Below are 18,491 nucleotides of genomic sequence, written 5' to 3'. Positions count from 1 at the left end.
GCCATGCGCTCCGATGTGCTCAGCGCCATGGGATCCACAGTCCTCACCGGCATCGGCACCCTCGTCACGAACGATCCCGACCTCGGTGCCGGTCGGCTCGGCATAATCCGTGATGCCGCCATCGTTTTCGACGAGGGCGTCGTCGCGTGGGTGGGTCGGTCCAGCGCTGCGCCGAGCGCCGACCACGGACACGATCTCGGTGGCCGCGCCGTGTTGCCGGGCTTTGTCGAGAGCCATTCGCACCTGGTCTTCGCCGGTGATCGCGCCGAGGAGTTCGGGGCGCGGATGTCGGGAACTCCCTACGCGGCGGGCGGCATCCGCAACACGATCGCGGCGACCAGGGCCGCCACCGACGACGAGTTGCGCGCCAACACTCGTCGGTTGATGAACGAATCGCTGCGTGGGGGTAGCACGACCGTCGAAATCAAGACGGGCTACGGGCAGTCGGTGGAGAGCGAACTGCGCAGCGCCAAGATCGCGGCCGAGTTCACCGACGAAGTCACCCTGCTCGCCGCGCATGTGCCACCCCCGGAGTACGCGGGCCGCGCCGATGACTACGTGCGCATGGTCTGCGACGAGATGATCGATGTGTGTGCGCCGCACGCCAAGTGGATCGATGTGTTCTGTGAGCGGGGCGCATTCGATCGCGATCAGGCCTACGAGGTGCTCACGGCGGGTATGGCGAAGGGGCTCGTGCCGCGTGTGCACGGCAACCAATTGCAGACCGGCCCCGGCGTCGCGCTCGCGGTGGAGGTGGGCGCCGCGTCCGTCGATCACGTCACCTATGTCACCGCAGCGGACATCGACGCGCTGGCCCAGAGTTCGACGGTGGCGACTCTGCTTCCCGGCGCGGACTTTTCGACCCGCAACAAGTACCCGGATGCCCGGGCGCTCATCGACGCCGGAGTGACCGTCGCGCTCGGAGCCGACTGCAATCCGGGCACTTCGTACACCACCAGCCTGCCGTTCTGCATCGCCATCGCGGTGCGGGACATGCACATGACACCCGAGGAAGCGGTGTGGGCCGCGACGGCGGGCGGGGCACGGGCGCTGCGGCGCGACGACATCGGCGTTTTGCGGCCGGGTGCGCTGGCGGATGCGATCGCCTTGGCCGCACCGTCCTATCTGCACCTTGCCTATCGGCCGGGAGTGCCACTGATCCAACAGGTTTGGCGGGCCGGTGTTTCGGGCTATACCGCTGATCGATGAGCATTACCGATAAGGAGACCATGGTGCTACCCATTCCGGTGGCGACTGCTTTCGAGCCGTGGACCGGGCGTGACGACGGCAGTGGTGTGGAGCATCTGCGCTGGCATCACGTGGTGGAACCGTATGCGGCGCAGTCCAAGCTGGCCTCCTGCGTATTCATCGGCTTCGCCAGCGATGAGGGAGTGCACCGGAACAAGGGTCGCCGTGGTGCTGCCGGGGGACCACGTGCGCTGCGGCAGGCGCTGGCGTCGATGGCGCTCGCCACCCCGATTCGTGCCTTCGATGCGGGCACCGTGCCGGTCGACGACGACTTGGACGCGGGCCAGCGGGAACTGGGTTCGATGGTGCGCGCCACCCTCGACGCCGGGCACTTCCCTGTGGTGCTCGGCGGCGGCCACGAGGTGGCCTTGGGCACCTATCGAGGTTTGGCCGATTCGGCGCTGCTGACGGTGCACCCGCGCATCGGAATCCTCAATCTCGATGCCCATTTCGACCTTCGATCCGATGAGATCCCCAGCTCGGGCACGCCGTTCCGGCAGATCTTCGATGCGGCGAGCGCGGCGGGCACCTCCGTCGAATATGCGGTGGTCGGCATCAGTCAGCCGAGTAATACGGCGGCGCTGTTCGACACCGCCGACCGCCTCGGCGTCCGCTACCTGTTCGATGATGAATGCGGTACCGGAAACCTCACCGCCGTACAGGATTTCGTGCAGGACTTCCTCGGCAGAGTCGATCTCGTCTACCTCACGATCGACCTCGATGTGCTGCCGGCCGCAGTAGCGCCCGGTGTGAGCGCCCCGGCCGCTTTCGGCGTGCCGCTGGAGACGATCCAATTCGTCGCCGACCTGCTGACCGCAAGCGGCAAGCTCGCGGTGTGCGACGTGGCCGAGCTCAACCCGGAATTCGACATCGACAATCGCACGGCGCGCACGGCCGCCCGGCTGATCCACCGCATAGTCACCAGACATGTGCGGCTACAACAGCTGCCATGAGAAGCAGATCGGCGCCGCCGACTCCGGGCCTCGTTACGGGGAGCTGCCACGACGCGTAGCTGGGTGATCGGTCGATCGGCCTGCAATACCAGCTATCGACGACATGCGAGTCGACGCCGCGTCAGGTCGACACCAATCGACGAGGTGCTCGACGAAAGGGAGAGCCACCGGATCGAGCGGGTACGAGTAAGGACGTCACGAACGAGGGGTCGTGGCGACCACATTCGATCGGGATTACCGCAGCATGAGGGCGAGCCCGGCGACCGGATGGTCTGGAGGACAGTGGGATTGCTGAACTCGAGCTAGCCGTCGTCGGACTTGGCACCCAGCTGCGATGACGCGCGAATCGCCATGCTGGAGAAGAGCCTGCCCGAGAAACCGAAGAGCAATGCGAGCGCGAGGGCGATCGCCGTAGTCGGCTTATCCCACACGTCACGGAAGATCGAGCCGAGCAGATTGACCCGTGGATCGGACAACAGGGCGACCAGCAGTAGACCGCCCACTGCGGTCAGCGCGCCGCCGACCGGGCTCAGCACCCGAACTCCCCACGAGGACGGCGTATTTCGGTTGGTGAGCGAGCTGACCGTGGGGGCCAGGAACCCGCCGAGCGCACCAATCAACATCGTCACCTCGTGTCCGAGAACTATCCCGATCGAGATGACACCGTCGAGGCCGACGAGCGCGAGCCAGAGCGATACGCGTTGATGGTCGAATTCGGTGACGAGGCCGGCGTCTTCGCGCTCGTGCACGAGCTCATGGGCGCGCTCGATGACGATCCGCTTGCTGTTCGGCGTTGCGGCCTCGTGTAATTGTCGCCCTAATCGCCCCGCTTCCTTGTCGTCGAGTACCTGCAACCGGGCGATGATCTGTGCGCCGTAGGTCATGAGGTCGGGTTCCGGGACGAGTAGCACGAACCGCCGGTTCACCGCATTCAAATGTTGCAGATCGGCCGCGAGTTGGGTGAGCGGCGCATCGAAGAGCCACGCGAGCCGCTTACGCGTCCAGCCGACGGGCGATCGCCGCTGCGCCGTTGTCGGGCCACTCAGTTTGTCGAGGGCCGCCTCGATCGTCGCGCGCGCGACTTCGGTCACCTCATCGCGGCTGGATCGCGCCCCGATGATCGTTGCGCGCTCGCGCGCCAGATCCACCTGAGTCAGCAGTAAGCGTTTGCGCGGTCCGGCTATCAAGCCGCGGTTGGTGATCATGATGATGACGAGGTAGCCGAGGCATACCAGGACGATAACCAGTGCGTTCACGGCTACCTCCTTGCGCACGGGAGAGCCTCCGGCCGCTCCGAATGCTCATGATCCCTCAGCCCGGGTGCGTTCGGCACGGTTAACCGACTACTTGTTATATCCAGACGGGAGAGCCGATGAAGACAGCCGATCTCGACACCACTCGCTGGATGCAGTGTGGTGTCCCACGGACCGGTGAGCGTCACCTCTATCGGGTGCAGTCACCAAAGTTGGCCCAGATCAGCGCTGTTCGCGCTCGGAGCCACAGCGGCCGTCGTCCCAGGTGTCGGACCGGTGTCGACGTCGGCGACCACGAGCACCACGTCTGCAACGGGTGGTGTTATCAGATGCTGCCCGGATTCGTGACCAGAACCAACGGGCAATTACCGCCAAGGCCGCATCGCTTCGGCGGGAAGCCTCGCCCTGCTCTACTCGATGCCCAGCGAGACTTCGGTCGACTTGATGAGAACCTTGACCGGTTTGCCTTCGGCGAGTCCGAGGTCGTCGACGGCATCCCTGGTGATCGAGGAGGTGATCTCGTCTCCGCCGGTCAGCTGGATCCGCACGACGGCCATCGCTTCGCCTCGGGTGACCGAGAGGACGGTTCCATCGAGCTGGTTACGCGTGCTCAGTCGCATGGAGGTGAGCATACGCAGCGCACTGGCGGCTGAGCGGGAACTCCAGCCGGTGTCGATCAGCCGCCCGACCTTCGATCGAGCGGGCGGATGTCCAACGCGCCGAGTGTTTACTGATCGAGCGGGCGCACGTCCAATAGCTGCTCGAAGAAACCGCCGATATTGCGTTCGCGGTCGATGAGGTGGATTTCCAAAATCCAGTGGCATGCGCGGCCGGTGGGGTCGAGGCGTCGCATCGGGGCGGTGGAGTCGGGGGCGACGTAGGTGGTGATGTCGGTGCCGGAGATCTGCTTGTGCGGGAACTCCCCGACGAGATGGCCTGCGATCGGGGCCGAGAATTCCCAGCCCTGCTCGGTAGCACGATCGACAACCCAGGCGTAGAGCTGCTCGCCGGTGATGTCGGGGGTGGCGTCGAAGTAGTCACGTCCCTGCTGCCACAGTGGCTCCAATGCGTCACGCAGCGCCAGCTTGGCGGGATCGTCGCCGAGGACAAAGGTGCGGCCGAAGTCGGCTTCCCACTCGGCGAAGATCGGCCCGAAGTCCAGGAAGCAGATGTCATCGGACTCGATGACGAGATTCGGCGGTTTCGAGGCATAGGGCTCGAGAGTGTTGATTCCCGATCGCACAATGCGTTTGTGCCAGAACCTGCGCGTGCCGAACATCTCGTTGGCCAGGTCACGCACGGCGTCGCTGACTTCGGACTCGGTGGCGCCGGGGGAGATGATGCTGCGAGCGACGACCTCGTCGAACAGGGCCGTCGCTTTGGCCTCGGCGTCCAACAGTGCCGCGACGCGCTCCGACTCGTCGAGGTCCAGTGTTTCCATGCTTTCGACCCTAGATCAGCACGCACAGAACGAGGTCTGCTGCCCTGGGAAGGGTGGGATGGATGATTGTGGCACCCGCCGTAGTACTCGAGCGGGATCAGGCTGTCCTCGCCGAGTGGCACATGGCTGCGGGATGTTCTCTGCGTTTGCCGCAGCCATGTGCCACTTGCCGGGACCTTGTCAGTGGCCTCTGGCGATCCAGTCGGCGAGGGCGGGTTTTTCGGCGCCGATGGTGGTGGTGTCGCCGTGCCCGGTATGGACGACGGTTTCTTCGGGGAGGGTCAGGAGGCGGTTGCGGATCGAATCGATGATGGTGTCGAAGTCGGAAAACGATCGGCCGGTGGCGCCGGGGCCGCCGGAGAACAGGGTGTCGCCGGTGAAGAGGGCGGCGGCCTCGGGTAGATGCAGCGATACCGAGCCGGGGGAGTGGCCTGGTGTGTGCAAGATGTCGATGTCGGTGCCTGCCACGGTGATTCGGGGCAGGTCGGCCAGCGAACGGTAGTTCACGTCCGGGTGGGTCATGCGCCAGAGCGGGTCGTCGCCGGGGTGCAGCAGGACCGGGGCGTCGAGCCGTTTGCTCAGTTCAGGTGCGACGGTGACGTGGTCGTTGTGGCCGTGCGTGCACAGCACCGCGACAACGTTGCGGTCCCCGACCGCGTCGATGATGGCGTCGGCATTGTGCGCGGCGTCGATGACGAGGACCTCGTCGTCGTTGCCGATCAGCCAGACATTGTTGTCGACGTCCCAGGTGCCGCCGTCCAACGCGAAGGTGCCCGAGGTGACCACCCGATCGATGCGGACGCTCATGCCGCCACCTCGCTGACGCTCGGTTCCGGCATGCGCGATGCGCGCTGCCTCACGATTCGCTCGCTGCGCTCGCTCATGCCGCCACCTCGCTGACGCTCGGTTCCGGCATGCGCGATGCGCGCTGCCTCACGATTCGCTCGCTCACAGGACGACCACCGAGCGCAGCACCACACCGGCGTGCATCGCATCGAAGGCCTTCTCCACCTCGTCGAGCGCGATGCGTTCGGTGACGAATCGCTCCAGCGGAAGCCTGCCCTGGTGGTAGAGGTCGATGAGTACCGGGAAATCGCGTTCGGGCAGACAGTCGCCGTACCAGGAGGACTTCAATGCACCGCCGCGGGAGAACAGATCGATCAGCGGCATGTCGAGGGTCATATCGGGAGTCGGGACGCCGACCAGCACCACCGTGCCCGCCAGGTCGCGGCCGTAGAAGGCCTGCTTCCAGGTTTCGGGCCTGCCGACCGCGTCGATGACGACATCCGCGCCGAAGCCCTCGGTGAGTTCCTGAATCTTGGCCACCACGTCGTCGGTGCTTGCGTTGATCGCGTGGGTGGCGCCGAAGTCGGTGGCCCACGCGAGCTTTCGCGGATCACGGTCGATCGCGATGATCGTCTTCGCGCCCGCAAGCCGAGCACCGGCGATCGCGGCATCGCCGACGCCACCGCAGCCGATGACCGCGACGGTGTCACCGCGCGAGACATTGCCGGTGTTCATGGCGGCACCGATGCCCGCCATCACGCCACAGCCGAGCAGGCCGGCGACGGCAGGATCGGCGTCGGGATCGACCTTGGTGCACTGGCCTTCGTGGACGAGGGTCTTGTCGGCGAAAGCGCCGATGCCCAGGGCAGGGGAGAGTTCGGTGCCGTCGGCGAGGGTCATCTTCTTGCTCGCATTGTGGCTGGCGAAGCAATACCAGGGGCGACCGCGCTTGCACGCGCGGCACTCGCCGCAGACCGCACGCCAGTTGAGGATGACGAAATCGCCTGCGGCCACGTGGGTGACGGCGTCGCCGATGGTTTCGACGATGCCCGCGGCCTCGTGTCCGAGCAGGAACGGGTATTCGTCGTTGATGCCGCCTTCGCGGTAGTGCAGGTCGGTGTGGCACACCCCACAGGACTGGATACGCACGATGACGTCGTGCGGCCCCGGATCGGGGATCACGACATCGACGATTTCGACCGGCGCACCTTTGCTACGGGCGATGACGCCACGCACGGTTTCGGACACGAAAACCTCCTACGGAGTTGGGATCGGGGTGAGCCGCTCGATCTGCTTGCGGTATCTGGTGAACAGGCGAGGGTTATCGATGGCGAACACCGCCACCGGCGCGCCATCGCGCTCGTAGAGGGCGGTCAGCGACCGGGTCGACGGGTCGCCGTCGACGAAGCGGACCTCGTCGGTCGGTCGGCAAGCACCCGCGAACTGCAGCATTCGTCCATACTGCCGCGACCAGAAATACGGCGCGGCGGGAGGGCGTTGCGGTGCGCCGAGAATCGCCGCCGCCGCAATACGCGCCTGAACCGTCGCATTGGTCCAGTGCTCGGAACGGTGATGAGCGCCGGATGTTTCGTCGTAGCTGCGGGCGCAGTCGCCGATGGCGTACACGCCGGGTATCGAAGTACGGCATTGCGAATCGGTGACGAAACCATTGTCGATCTGCACATCCGAGTCCGCGGCCCATTCGGTGTTGGGCACGGCGCCGATTCCGATCACCACGGCATCGGCCGACAGTACGGTTCCATCGGTCAATTGCACCGCATTCACGTGTTCGTCGCCGAGGAATCGGTCGACAGCGACACCGGTCAGTAATCGGACGCCGTTCGCGTTGTGCAAGGATGCGCACAATGGTCCGATATGTGGACCGAATACCGCGGTGAGCGGATCGTGGCACAACTCGACAATGGTGACCGCAATGCCCATAGCGGCTGCGGTGGAAGCGATTTCGGAGCCGATCAGACCGGCGCCGACAACGGTCAACGTGCGCGCGGCGCGCAGCGAACGGCGGATCGCGTGCGCGTCGTCGACCGTGCGCAAGGTGTGCACGCCCCGCAGCGCCCCGACGCCGGGAAGGGCTCGGGCGCGTGCGCCGGTGGCGAGTACGAGCGAGTCTCCGGCGAGCCGGGTGCCGTCGTCGAGCGTGACTCCGGGCCCGGCCGCGGTCATGCCGATCCCGACCGCGCGCCGCCCGAGCAGCCAGCGTGCGCCGGTCGTGGATTCGTCGCCCAACGCCAGGTCGACATCCTCGCGGAGAAACTCCTTGGACAGCGGCGGCCGATCGTAAGGCAGATGCGGTTCGTCGCCGACGACCGTGATGCTGCCGTCGTGGCCGTGCTCGCGCAGGGCGTTCACCAGGGAGAACCCCGCCAGCGACGCGCCGACGACCACCACCGAGCCCGCGCTGCTCACGAGTCCGCCTCATTGACGCTCGACTCCGTAGGCACTGCCCGCTGTGGCCTGGTTTGTCGGCTTCGCTCGTCCACGACTGCCCCTCGCTGGCGCTCGACTTCGTGCGCACTTCCTGTGGTGGCCTGGTTTGTCGGCTTCGCTCGTCGACGACCCCTCGTCGCCGACGCTCGACTCCGTGTGCACTTCCTGTGGTGGCCCGGTTTGCCGGCTTCGCTCGTCCACGACCCCTCGTCGCCGACGCTCGACTCCGTACGCACTTCCTGTGGTGGCCTGGTTTGCCGGCTTCGCTCGTCCACGACCCCTCGTCGCCGACGCTCGACTCCGGCATACGCACCGCCCGCTGACATGGCCGTTTCGCTCATGACGGCACCGCGGCGACCATGACATCGCCGTCGACCACGCGCACCGCATAGGTGCGGACGGGGATCTTCGCCGGTGGCCCGGACACCGCGCCGGTGCGTAGGTCGAAGCAGGATTCGTGCAGCGGGCATTCGACCGTGCAGTTCTCCACCCAGCCGTCCGCCAGTGAGGCGTCCTGGTGGGTGCAGGTGTCATCGATCGCGAAAAAGCCGTCCTCCGTGTGGAATACGGCGATCGGGGTGTCGCCGTCCGGTTGCACTGTCGCGACTTCGCCGACCGGCAGGTCTGTCAGATGCGCGACGAACAGGTCCGTCGTGGATGTCGCCGGTCGCTGCACAGTCGATTCCATGAGCCCTCCAAGTTGCTGATAGCGCAACAGTGATCGCAGTACGCAACAGTGTGGGCCGGTTTGCGGTCGTCGTCAACCCCGAAGCCAATTTATGAACGATTGGTTTCCAGCGGTTGACACACGCCCGAATCGGGTTGACCATTTGTTGCGTAATGCGATTGCGTTGCGCAGTAAGCAACATCGGAGGCATGCCTTGGCTCACCCGAAAGTTGTCGTCATCGGAGCCGGAATCGTCGGGACATCGCTCGCCGATGAAATAACCTCACGCGGTTGGACCGATGTCACGGTGCTCGAGAAAGGTCCGCTGTTCGTTACCGGCGGATCCACCTCACACGCGCCGGGATTGGTGTTCCAGACGAACTCGTCCAAAACAATGACGGAGTTTGCGCGATACACGACCGAAAAGTTTTTGGCGCTCGATCATCCGGACGGCTGGGCGTTCAACCCGGTCGGCGGACTCGAAGTGGCCACCACCCCACAGCGCTGGCAGGAACTACACCGTAAAGCCGGTTGGGCGCAGTCCTGGGGAATCGAAGGTCGCCTACTCGACCCTGTCGAGTGCGCCGCGCTGCATCCACTGCTCGATGTCGACCGAATCATCGGCGGATTCCACACTCCGACAGACGGTTTGGCGAAAGCGCTGCGTGCCGCGGAGGCGCAGGCGCGACTCGCGACAGCCCGCGGCGCGGTATTCCGACCGCACCAGGAAGTACTCGGCATCGTGGCACGTGGCGGCCGGGTGGCCGGGGTGGAAACCGCCGACGGTGTCATCGAAGCCGACATTGTCATCTGCGCGGCCGGATTCTGGGGCGCCGAAGTGGCCCGACAGGTCGGCCTCGTGGTGCCGCTGGTTCCGATGGCGCACCAATACGCCAAGACCGGTCGGATCGGCGCACTCGAGGGCCGCAACACCGAACACGGTGAGGCGAGTCTGCCGATCCTGCGGCATCAGGACCAGGACCTCTACTTCCGTGAGCACGTGGATCGGATCGGCATCGGCTACTACGGGCACAAGCCCATGCCGGTGGACATGTCCACGCTGACTGCCGTGACGGCGGGCACGGCGATGCCTTCCATGCTGTCGTTCACCGACGAGGACTTCGCGCCGGCATGGCACGAATCCATGGAACTGCTTCCCGCGCTGGGTGATTCGAAGGTAGAGGAGGGTTTCAACGGGATCTTCTCCTTCACCCCCGACGGCTTCTCGATCATGGGCGAGCATCGGGAACTGGCCGGTTTCTGGGTCGCCGAGGCCGTGTGGGTCACCCACTCCGCGGGCGTGGCCAAGGCGATGGCCGAGTGGATCATCGAAGGCGCACCGCAGACCGACGTGCACGAGTGCGACCTGTACCGCTTCGAGGAGGTGGCCCGCAGCGACCGCTTCATCATGGAGACGAGTTCACAGGCGTTCGTCGAGGTGTACGACATCATCCATCCACACCAGCATCGAACCGCGCTGCGCGGACTGCGGACCAGCCCGTTCTATGCCCGTCAACTGCAACTCGGCGCCTACTTCTTCGAGGGCGGCAGCTGGGAGCGCCCCGCCTGGTACGAGGCCAATGCCAAACTGGTGCAGCGCCTTCGCGACGACGGCGTGACCTTCCCCGAGCGTGACGAGTGGTCGAGCAATTTCTGGTCGCCGATCTCCATCGCGGAAGCCCACTGGACCAGGCAGCGGGTGGCGATGTACGACATGACGCCGCTGACCCGCTACGACATCGCGGGCCCCGGCGCGCTGGAACTGTTGCAGCGGCTCACGACGAACAATCTGGACAAGAGCGTCGGCTCGGTCACCTACACGCTGCTGCTCGACGAGAACGGCGGCATCCGCAGCGACCTCACGGTGGCCAGGCTCGCGCCGCAGCAATTCCAGGTCGGCGCGAACGGACCGCTCGATTTCGACTGGTTCACGCGCAATCTGCCCGCCGACGGGTCGGTGACGCTTCGTGACATCACCGGTGGCACCTGTTGTATCGGATTGTGGGGTCCGGAAGCGCGAGATCTGGTGCAGCCCTTGTGCTCCGACGATCTCTCCCATCAGGCCTTCAAGTACTTCCGTGCGTTGCAGACCTATCTCGGCGCCATACCCGTCACGATGATGCGCGTCTCCTACGTCGGCGAGCTCGGCTGGGAGATCTACACCACCGCCGAATACGGAAGGGCCCTCTGGGATCTGCTGTGGTCGGCCGGGCAGGCATACGACGTGATCGCGGCAGGCCGGATCGCGTTCAACAGCCTGCGCATCGAAAAGGGCTACCGCGGTTGGGGAACCGATATGACCACCGAACATCTGCCCGCCGCCGCGGGGGTCGATTTCGCGGTGCGTATGAACAAGCCCGATTTCGTCGGCAAAGCCGCCCTCGAGAAGGCGGACCCACCGGCGAAGATCCTGCGCAGCATCGTATTCGACAGTCCCACGATGGTCGTGCTCGGCAAAGAGCCGGTCTATGTGCGCGGCGCATGCGCGGGCTACATCACCAGCGCGGCCTATTCCGCCACGATCGGCCGCAGCATCGCCTACGTGTGGCTGCCCGCGGCCCTCGGCCCCGGCACCGTGGTCGAGGTCGAGTATCTCGGCACCCGCTACACCGCCGTCGTGCACCCCGAGCCGGTGGTCGACCCCGAAATGTCCCGGATCAGGAGGTAGCGAAATGGCGACTACGACAGACGGTTACGACGTCATCGTTATCGGACTCGGCGGGATGGGCAGCGCCGCCGCCTATCACCTCGCCGCCCGCGGGCAGCGGGTGCTCGGGCTGGAGAAGTTCACACCCGCGCACAACAAGGGCTCGAGCCACGGCGGCTCCAGGATCATCCGGCAGTCCTACTTCGAGGATCCCGCGTACGTGCCGCTGCTGCTGCGTTCGTACGAACTGTGGGAGCAGCTCGCCGCCGACAGCGAGCGCGAGGTCTTCCGCCTGACCGGCGGCCTGTTCCTCGGCCCACCCGACTGCCTGACGGTGGCGGGCAGCTTGCGCGCGAGCCGCGAATGGTCGCTGCCGCACGAAGTGCTCGACGCTGCCGAGATTCGGCGCAGATACCCGAATTTCACCCCGGACTCCGGCGATATCGCGGTCTACGAGGACAAGGCCGGATTCGCGCGCCCGGAGCTGACGGTACAGGCGCACATTGATCTCGCGCTGCGCGCGGGAGCGACGCTCTCGTTCGGTGAGGAGGTGCTCGGCTGGGCGGAGACCGGCTCCGGCGTCACGGTGACGACCGCGCGGGCCACCTACCGCGCCGACCAGCTCGTCATCTGTCCCGGCGCCTGGGCTCCGGAACTGCTGGCGCAGTTCGGCATCCCGATCACCATCGAACGGCAAGTGCTGTACTGGCTCGACCCGATCGGCGGGACCGCCGCCTTCGAAGACCAGCCGATCTATATCAGCGAGAACAGCTCCGGTCAGCAGATCTACGGGTTTCCCGCCATCGACGGACCCGCGGGCGGGGTGAAGACGGCATTCTTCCGCAAGGGCATCGAGTGCACACCAGACACCATCGACCGCGTCGTGCATCCGCACGAGATCGCGGAGATGCGCGACCGTGTCGCCGACCTGATTCCCGCACTGGACGGTCCCTGCGTGCACACCGCGACCTGCATGTACTCCAACACCCCCGACCAGCACTTCGTGATCGCGCGCCATCCCGACACCGCGCGCGTGACCGTCGCGTGCGGTTTCTCCGGCCACGGCTTCAAGTTCGTCCCGGTGGTCGGTGAGATCCTCGCCGACCTGGCTATCGATGCGAAAACCGCACACCCCATCACACTTTTCGACCCGCAAAGGTTGGTGACCTATGACAACAGCATCGCGTAGCGATTCCTTGGAGGGTGGCGGTCGGGAGACGGGTGGGCCTACCGCGGATATGCCGGTGCAGACCCCGGCGCTGATCCCGACCCTCGGCGGCAAGTGGTACGTCGATGATTCGATCTTCGCGGCCGAGCAGGAACACCTCTTCGAAAAGATGTGGTTCTGCGCGGTCCGATCCGCCGACCTCGCCGATCCCGGCCAATTCAAGAAAGTCCAGGTCGGCAGGGAGAGCGTGCTGATGGTGCGCGGCCGCGACGGTGCGCTGCGCGCCTTCCTCAATATCTGCCGCCACCGCGGCGCGATGCTGTGCACCGAGGACGAGGGGCAGGTGCGCCGCAACCTGCGCTGCCCGTACCACGCTTGGACCTACGGGCTGGACGGCAAGCTCGTCGCCGCACCCAATATGGCCGCACTCAAGGACGCCGCGGGCGAAGACATCGACCGGGTCGCCTACGGCCTGGTGCCGGTCGCGCTGCGGGAATGGCTCGGTTACGCCTGGGTCTGTTTGGCCGACGAGCCGCCGTCGTTCGAGACCGACGTGATCGGTGCGGTCACCGAACGGCTCGGCACCGCGACCGCGATCGATGCCTACGACATCGACACCCTGGAGGTCGGCCGGCGCGTGGTCTACGACGTCGCCGCGAATTGGAAGCTCATCGTCGAGAACTTCATGGAGTGCTACCACTGCGCGACCATCCACCCCGAGCTCACCGAGGTGCTGCCCGAGTTCGCCGACGGCCTGGCCGCTCAGGTCTTCGTCGGCCACGGCGCCGAGTTCGGTCCGGAGGTCGAGGGGTTCACCGTCGACGGTTCGGCCGGGTTCGACCGCCTGCCCGGGGTCAGTGCGGAGCAGGACCGCAGGTATTACGCGATCACGATCCGACCGACTGTCTTCGTCAACTTGGTCCCGGATCACATCATCTTCCATAGGATGTATCCGCTGGCCGCGGACCGGACCCTCGTCGAATGCGACTGGCTCTACACCGGTGACGTTGTTGCCGCAGGTCGCGATGTGTCGCGCTCGGTCGAGCTGTTCCATCGCGTCAATGAACAGGATTTCGCGGCGTGTGAGCGAACCCAGCCCACGATGTCCTCGCGTGCCTACCGGGACGGCGGTGTGCTCGTTCCCGCCGAGCACCACATTGCGGAATTCCACGAGTGGTTGCTCGCCCGCATCGGCGATATGAGGTGACATGACATGAACGGTGAACCGGACCTGCTCATCGACGGCGCGTGGACGCGTGCCTCCGATGGCGGCACCAGGCAGATCGTCAACCCGGCCGACGGCTCGGTGGTGGCCGAGGTGGACGAGGCCACACCCGAGGACGCACGCAGAGCGGTGGCGGCTGCGCGCGCCGCCTTCGATGACGGGGCTTGGGTCGCCACACCGGTCACCGAACGCGCGGCGCTGCTGCTGCGGATCGCGGATCTGCTCGAACGCGATAAGGAGCAGCTGGCCCGCCTCGAGACCGTCGACACCGGCAAGACGCTGGTGGAAAGCCGGATCGACATCGACGATGTGATTTCGGTGTTCCGCTATTACGCGGGACTGGTCGAGATCCAGGCCGACCGGCTGATCGACGTCGGCGATCCGACAGTGATCAGCCGCGTGGTTCGCGAGCCGATCGGCGTGTGTGTGCTGATCGCGCCATGGAACTATCCGCTGCTGCAGATGTCGTGGAAGATCGCGCCCGCGCTGGCCGCCGGCTGCACGATGGTCGCCAAACCCAGCGAGGTGACCCCGCTCAGCACCATCGCCTTCGCCCGCCTGGCCGAGGAGGCCGGCGTGCCGCCGGGGGTGCTGAACCTGGTGCAGGGCAGCGGCGCGGTGCTCGGCGCGGCACTGACCGATAACGCGGACGTCGATTTCATCTCGTTCACCGGTGGCCTCGCGACGGGGCGGACGATCTCCGAGGTCGCTGCCCAACACGTCACGAAGGTCGCGGTGGAACTCGGCGGCAAGAACCCGCACATCGTGTTCGCCGACGCCGACTGGGAGAGCTCGGTCGACCAGGTGCTGACCGGGGTGTTCCTGCATTCCGGCCAGGTCTGCTCGGCGGGCACGCGGCTCATCATCGAGGAATCCATCGCCGACGACTTCGTCGCCGAACTGGCCCGCAGGGCCGAGCGGATTCGGGTCGGCGACGGCCTCGATCCGGCCAGCGAGACCGGCCCCCTGGTCTCCGAACAGCATCGAGCAAAGGTGGAAGCCTACGTCGAGCTGGGCATTTCCGAGGGCGCGAAACTGGTGACCGGCGGCGTCGGGCCCAGCGACCCGGCGCTGGCCGCAGGCAGCTTCTTTCTGCCGACCATCTTCGACAACTGTGACCGATCGATGCGGATCGTCCAAGAGGAGACGTTCGGCCCGATCCTTACCGTCGAGCGCTTCAGCACCGAGGCCGAGGCGATTCGGCTCGGCAACGACACCGAGTACGGCCTCGCGGGCGGTGTGCGCACCGCCGACCCGGCGCGCGGCGAGCGCATGGTGCGCGCGCTGCGGCACGGCACGGTCTGGCTCAACGACTTCGGCTATTACACGGCGGCCGCGGAATGGGGCGGGTTCAAGAAGTCCGGCAATGGACGCGAACTCGGCCCGACCGGATTGGCCGAATATCAGGAAATCAAACACATTTGGCACAACACGGCACCGAAGCCGGCGGAGTGGTTCAAGGGCGTCTGATCCAAGTTTCGATCTCGGCCGGACAGCCCGTACCGGCCAGCACCGCGAAAGGCACGGTAGCAATGGTAGTCAAGGAACACAGTGTGTCCGATGACAATGGGATGGAGGATTTCGGCTACAAGGAATCCCTCGACCGGAGTATCGGAAAATTCGCCAGCTTCGCGGCAGGCGTCAGCTACATTTCGATTCTCACCGGTACATTCCAGCTGTTCTATTTCGGATTCGGCACCGCAGGTCCCGCCTATCTATGGTCGTGGCCTTTGGTTTTCGTCGGTCAGCTCGCCGTCGCACTGTGTTTCATGGAGCTGGCCGCGAAGTATCCGGTCGCGGGCTCGGTGTACAACTGGTCCAAGGCGCTCGGCAGCAGAATCGTCGGGTGGTCCTCGGGTTGGCTGATGCTGACCGCGTCGATCGTGACACTGTCCGCGGTGGTGCTCGCCCTTCAGTTGAACTTGCCACGATTGTGGAGCGGCTTCCAGCTGATCGGTGACGGCAGCGGTCAATACGACTACGCCACCAATGCCGTGGTGCTCGGCACGATAATGATCGTGTTCACCACCGCCGTCAACGCGCTCGGCGTCCGGCTCATGTCCATGATCAACAGCGCGGGCGTGTTCATCGAACTCATCGCGGCCGTATTGATCGCCATCATTTTGGCGGCCAACTGGACTCGTGGCCCGCAGGTGTTCTTCTCCACGCACGGCTACGGTGCCGGGGAGTCGGGCGGTTACCTGGGTGCGTTCCTGATTGCCTCGCTCGCCTCCGGCTATGTGATGTACGGCTTCGACACCGCGAGCTCGCTCGGTGAGGAGACGGTGGAGCCGCGGCGCACCGCGCCGAAGGCCATCCTGCGCGCGGTTCTCGCCTCGTTCGTGATCGGCGGCGCGATCCTGGTTTTCGCGGTGATGGCGGCTCCCGATCTCGACGACCCGCAGATCGGCAGCTCCAGTGGCGGCCTGCAGTACATCGTCGAACAGGTGATGTGGGGCCCGCTCGGCACCATCTTCCTGTGTTGCATCGTGGTCGCGGTGACGGTGTGTTCGCTGGCCGTGCACACCGCCGCTATCCGGTTGACCTTCGCCATGGCTCGCGACAACGCGCTGCCCTTCGGCGAGAAGCTCGCCCGTGTGCACCCGAAGACCCAGACCCCGGTGGTGCCCGCCGTGCTGATCGGCGTGCTCGCCGCGCTGATCCTGGTGATCAATATCGGCCAGCCGAAGATCTTCACGGTGCTGACCTCGATCGCCATCATCATGATCTACCTGGCCTACCTGATGGTGACGGGGCCGATGCTGAAGAAGCGGCTGCAGGGGCAGTGGCCGCCGAAGGATCTGCAGGCCGGCGGCTACTTTTCGATGGGCCGATGGGGCCTGATCGTCAATATCGTCGCCGTTGTGTGGGGCATCGGGATGGCGGTGAACCTGGCCTGGCCGCGCGAGGCGGTGTACGGCACACCCTGGTACAACACCTGGGGTGCGTTCGTCTACATCGGTGCGATTCTCGGCGCCGGGCTGCTCTGGTACTGGGCGAAGGGCCGCAAGAGCATCGGGACCCTCGCCTCCCATGCGGCAGTGGTGACGAAGGCGGATTCCGATGTCTGACAACGTATTCGACTATGTGATCGCGGGCGGCGGCACCGCGGGATGTGTACTGGCCGCCCGGCTCAGCGAAGATCCGGACGTGTCGGTGTGCCTGCTGGAGGCGGGACCCTCCGACGTCGGCGACCGGAATATCCTCGAGCTCTCGGAGTGGATGTATCTGCTCGATTCCGGGTACGACTGGGACTATCCGGTCGAACCGCAGGAGCGTGGCAACAGCTTTCTGCGCCACGCAAGAGCGAAGGTGCTCGGCGGATGTTCCTCGCACAACTCGTGTATCGCGTTCTGGCCGCCGGCCGAGGGCCTGGACGAATGGGCCGCGATGGGCGCGAAGGGCTGGAGCGCGGCCGAAGTGCTGCCCTATGTCGCGCGGGTGGAGAACAATGACGCGCCGGGCCAGGAGCACGGCCGCAGCGGTCCGGTCCGGTTGCGCGACGTCCCACCCGTCGACCCGTGCGGTGCGGCGGTGCTCGAAGCCGCCGCGCTGGTCGGCTTGCCGACGGTCGAATTCAACCGCGGCACAACGGTGCGCAATGGCGCGGGCTGGTTCCAGATCAATTCCGACGAGGACAACATCAGGATGTCGTCTTCGCACGCCTACCTACACCCGGTGCTCGACTCGCGACCCAATCTCTTTGTGCGCACCGGGTGTTGGGTCAGCGAGATCCTGTTCGACGACGCCCGCAACGCCACCGGTGTGCGGTATCAGCGCCCGGATCTCACCGGGTACGACACGGTGTCGGCCCGGCGCGAGGTGATTGTCACCGCTGGAGCCATCGATACGCCGAAGTTGTTGATGCTGTCCGGGATCGGGCCCGCCGAGCATCTGCGCGAAGTCGGTGTTCCGGTGCTGGTCGACGCTCCCGGTGTCGGTTCGAACCTGGACGACCATGTCGAAGGCCTGGTGTTCTGGGAGGCCGCGCGGCCGATGGTCACCACTTCGACGCAATGGTGGGAGATCGGACTGTTCGCCACCACCAACGAGACCTTGCGGCTGCCGGACGTGATGATGCACTACGGCAGCGTGCCGTTCGACATGAACACCCTGCGCAAGGGCTACCCGACCACCGACAACGGTTTCTGCTTGACACCCAATGTCACGCAGGGCCGTTCCCGCGGCACGGTCCGGCTGCGCAGCCGCGACTTCCGGGACCGCCCCAAGGTCGACCCGAGGTACTTCACCGATCCGGAAGGACACGACGAACGCACCATGCTCGCCGGCGTCCGGCTGGCCCGCAAGATCGCCGAGCAGACACCGCTGCGGAACTGGATCGCCAGGGAACTCGCACCGGGCCCGGACGCCACGACCGACGACGAACTGCTCGACTACATCCGCGCCACGCACAACACCGTCTACCACCCGGCGGCCACCGCGCGGATGGGGGCAGCCGACGATCCGATGGCGGTGCTCGATCCGGAACTGCGGGTGAAGGGCGTGTCCCGATTACGGGTCGTCGACGCCTCCGCGATGCCGAAATTGCCCGCGGTGAACCCCAACATTACTGTCATGACCATGGCAGAGAAATGCGCGGACCTCCTACGGAAAACCTGAGTGCGAGGTGCCGAAGGAGGGTGAGCTAGCGGCAT

Annotated in this window: 15 protein-coding genes; 8 read left to right on the top strand and 7 right to left on the bottom strand. The window is 65.7% G+C overall.

Annotated features, from left to right (window positions below; all coding sequences use genetic code 11):
- The first annotated feature begins 27 nt into the window (after positions 1-27).
- Both hutI and hutG read left to right on the top strand, forming a co-directional pair.
- A complete protein-coding gene (gene hutI, locus OHQ90_RS38505) occupies positions 28-1,209 on the top strand; it encodes an imidazolonepropionase (protein ID WP_328413420.1) in 1,182 nt (393 codons plus the stop codon).
- Positions 1,206-2,201: a formimidoylglutamase gene (hutG, locus tag OHQ90_RS38500; protein WP_442941275.1), complete on the top strand. Its 996-nt coding sequence runs from the start codon at positions 1,206-1,208 to the stop codon at positions 2,199-2,201. Before hutI ends, hutG begins: the two co-directional genes overlap by 4 nt.
- Positions 2,202-2,503: 302 nt before the next feature.
- Here the strand turns inward: hutG and OHQ90_RS38495 are convergent, their stop codons facing one another.
- From OHQ90_RS38495 to OHQ90_RS38465, 7 genes are all read right to left on the bottom strand, one after another.
- The gene (locus tag OHQ90_RS38495) at positions 2,504-3,457 is read right to left on the bottom strand and encodes a hypothetical protein (RefSeq protein WP_328406208.1); all 954 of its coding nucleotides are present in this window, start codon (positions 3,455-3,457) and stop codon (positions 2,504-2,506) included.
- Between the two features lie 407 nt (positions 3,458-3,864).
- Complete coding sequence (locus tag OHQ90_RS38490) at positions 3,865-4,074, bottom strand: TOBE domain-containing protein (protein ID WP_328406206.1); 210 nt, start codon at positions 4,072-4,074, stop codon at positions 3,865-3,867.
- 107 nt (positions 4,075-4,181) lie between these two features.
- Positions 4,182-4,895, bottom strand: a complete 714-nt coding sequence (locus OHQ90_RS38485; protein ID WP_328406204.1) for a M24 family metallopeptidase — start codon at positions 4,893-4,895, stop codon at positions 4,182-4,184.
- A gap of 180 nt (positions 4,896-5,075) precedes the next feature.
- A complete protein-coding gene (locus OHQ90_RS38480; protein ID WP_328406202.1) occupies positions 5,076-5,702 on the bottom strand; it encodes an MBL fold metallo-hydrolase in 627 nt (208 codons plus the stop codon).
- A 141-nt stretch (positions 5,703-5,843) separates the two neighbouring features.
- Positions 5,844-6,929, bottom strand: coding sequence for an S-(hydroxymethyl)mycothiol dehydrogenase (locus tag OHQ90_RS38475; protein WP_328406200.1), 1,086 nt, complete (start codon positions 6,927-6,929; stop codon positions 5,844-5,846).
- A gap of 9 nt (positions 6,930-6,938) precedes the next feature.
- Positions 6,939-8,108 carry an NAD(P)/FAD-dependent oxidoreductase gene (locus tag OHQ90_RS38470; RefSeq protein ID WP_328406198.1) on the bottom strand — a complete coding sequence of 390 codons (1,170 nt, stop codon included), beginning with the start codon at positions 8,106-8,108 and terminating at the stop codon, positions 6,939-6,941.
- Positions 8,109-8,466: 358 nt separating this feature from the next.
- Entirely contained in the window at positions 8,467-8,817 is a 351-nt protein-coding gene (locus OHQ90_RS38465) for a bifunctional 3-phenylpropionate/cinnamic acid dioxygenase ferredoxin subunit (protein ID WP_328406196.1), read from the bottom strand.
- A gap of 193 nt (positions 8,818-9,010) precedes the next feature.
- Between OHQ90_RS38465 and OHQ90_RS38460 the strand changes: the two genes are divergently transcribed.
- The 6 genes from OHQ90_RS38460 (at position 9,011) to OHQ90_RS38435 (ending at position 18,456) form a co-directional block, all read left to right on the top strand.
- Positions 9,011-11,464, top strand: a complete 2,454-nt coding sequence (locus tag OHQ90_RS38460) for a GcvT family protein (protein ID WP_328406194.1) — start codon at positions 9,011-9,013, stop codon at positions 11,462-11,464.
- A gap of 4 nt (positions 11,465-11,468) precedes the next feature.
- The gene (solA, locus tag OHQ90_RS38455; RefSeq protein WP_328406192.1) at positions 11,469-12,632 is read left to right on the top strand and encodes an N-methyl-L-tryptophan oxidase; all 1,164 of its coding nucleotides are present in this window, start codon (positions 11,469-11,471) and stop codon (positions 12,630-12,632) included.
- A 49-nt stretch (positions 12,633-12,681) separates the two neighbouring features.
- Positions 12,682-13,818 carry an aromatic ring-hydroxylating oxygenase subunit alpha gene (locus OHQ90_RS38450; protein ID WP_328413416.1) on the top strand — a complete coding sequence of 379 codons (1,137 nt, stop codon included), beginning with the start codon at positions 12,682-12,684 and terminating at the stop codon, positions 13,816-13,818.
- Positions 13,819-13,824: 6 nt separating this feature from the next.
- On the top strand, positions 13,825-15,306 hold the full coding sequence (locus OHQ90_RS38445) for an aldehyde dehydrogenase family protein (protein WP_328406190.1): 1,482 nt from the start codon (positions 13,825-13,827) through the stop codon (positions 15,304-15,306).
- A 62-nt stretch (positions 15,307-15,368) separates the two neighbouring features.
- Positions 15,369-16,907, top strand: coding sequence for an APC family permease (locus OHQ90_RS38440; RefSeq protein WP_328406188.1), 1,539 nt, complete (start codon positions 15,369-15,371; stop codon positions 16,905-16,907).
- Positions 16,900-18,456: a GMC family oxidoreductase gene (locus OHQ90_RS38435; protein ID WP_328406186.1), complete on the top strand. Its 1,557-nt coding sequence runs from the start codon at positions 16,900-16,902 to the stop codon at positions 18,454-18,456. The genes OHQ90_RS38440 and OHQ90_RS38435 overlap by 8 nt, the downstream gene beginning before the upstream one ends.
- Positions 18,457-18,491 lie beyond the last annotated feature (35 nt).

The sequence above is a fragment of the Nocardia sp. NBC_00403 genome (assembly GCF_036046055.1).
Taxonomy (GTDB): Bacteria; Actinomycetota; Actinomycetes; order Mycobacteriales; family Mycobacteriaceae; genus Nocardia.
The sequence above is the reverse complement of the archived record's forward strand: the minus strand, read 5'-3'. Positions and strand labels throughout refer to the sequence as shown.

Coding starts and splice junctions, on each gene's coding strand:
- OHQ90_RS38450 (WP_328413416.1), top strand. CDS start 12,682: ATGCCGGTGCAGACCCCGGCGCTGATCCCGACCCTCGGCGGCAAGTGG.
- solA (WP_328406192.1), top strand. CDS start 11,469: ATGGCGACTACGACAGACGGTTACGACGTCATCGTTATCGGACTCGGC.
- OHQ90_RS38485 (WP_328406204.1), bottom strand. CDS start 4,895: ATGGAAACACTGGACCTCGACGAGTCGGAGCGCGTCGCGGCACTGTTG.
- hutG (WP_442941275.1), top strand. CDS start 1,206: ATGAGCATTACCGATAAGGAGACCATGGTGCTACCCATTCCGGTGGCG.
- hutI (WP_328413420.1), top strand. CDS start 28: ATGGGATCCACAGTCCTCACCGGCATCGGCACCCTCGTCACGAACGAT.
- OHQ90_RS38445 (WP_328406190.1), top strand. CDS start 13,825: ATGAACGGTGAACCGGACCTGCTCATCGACGGCGCGTGGACGCGTGCC.
- OHQ90_RS38440 (WP_328406188.1), top strand. CDS start 15,369: ATGGTAGTCAAGGAACACAGTGTGTCCGATGACAATGGGATGGAGGAT.
- OHQ90_RS38465 (WP_328406196.1), bottom strand. CDS start 8,817: ATGGAATCGACTGTGCAGCGACCGGCGACATCCACGACGGACCTGTTC.
- OHQ90_RS38435 (WP_328406186.1), top strand. CDS start 16,900: ATGTCTGACAACGTATTCGACTATGTGATCGCGGGCGGCGGCACCGCG.
- OHQ90_RS38490 (WP_328406206.1), bottom strand. CDS start 4,074: ATGCGACTGAGCACGCGTAACCAGCTCGATGGAACCGTCCTCTCGGTC.
- OHQ90_RS38480 (WP_328406202.1), bottom strand. CDS start 5,702: ATGAGCGTCCGCATCGATCGGGTGGTCACCTCGGGCACCTTCGCGTTG.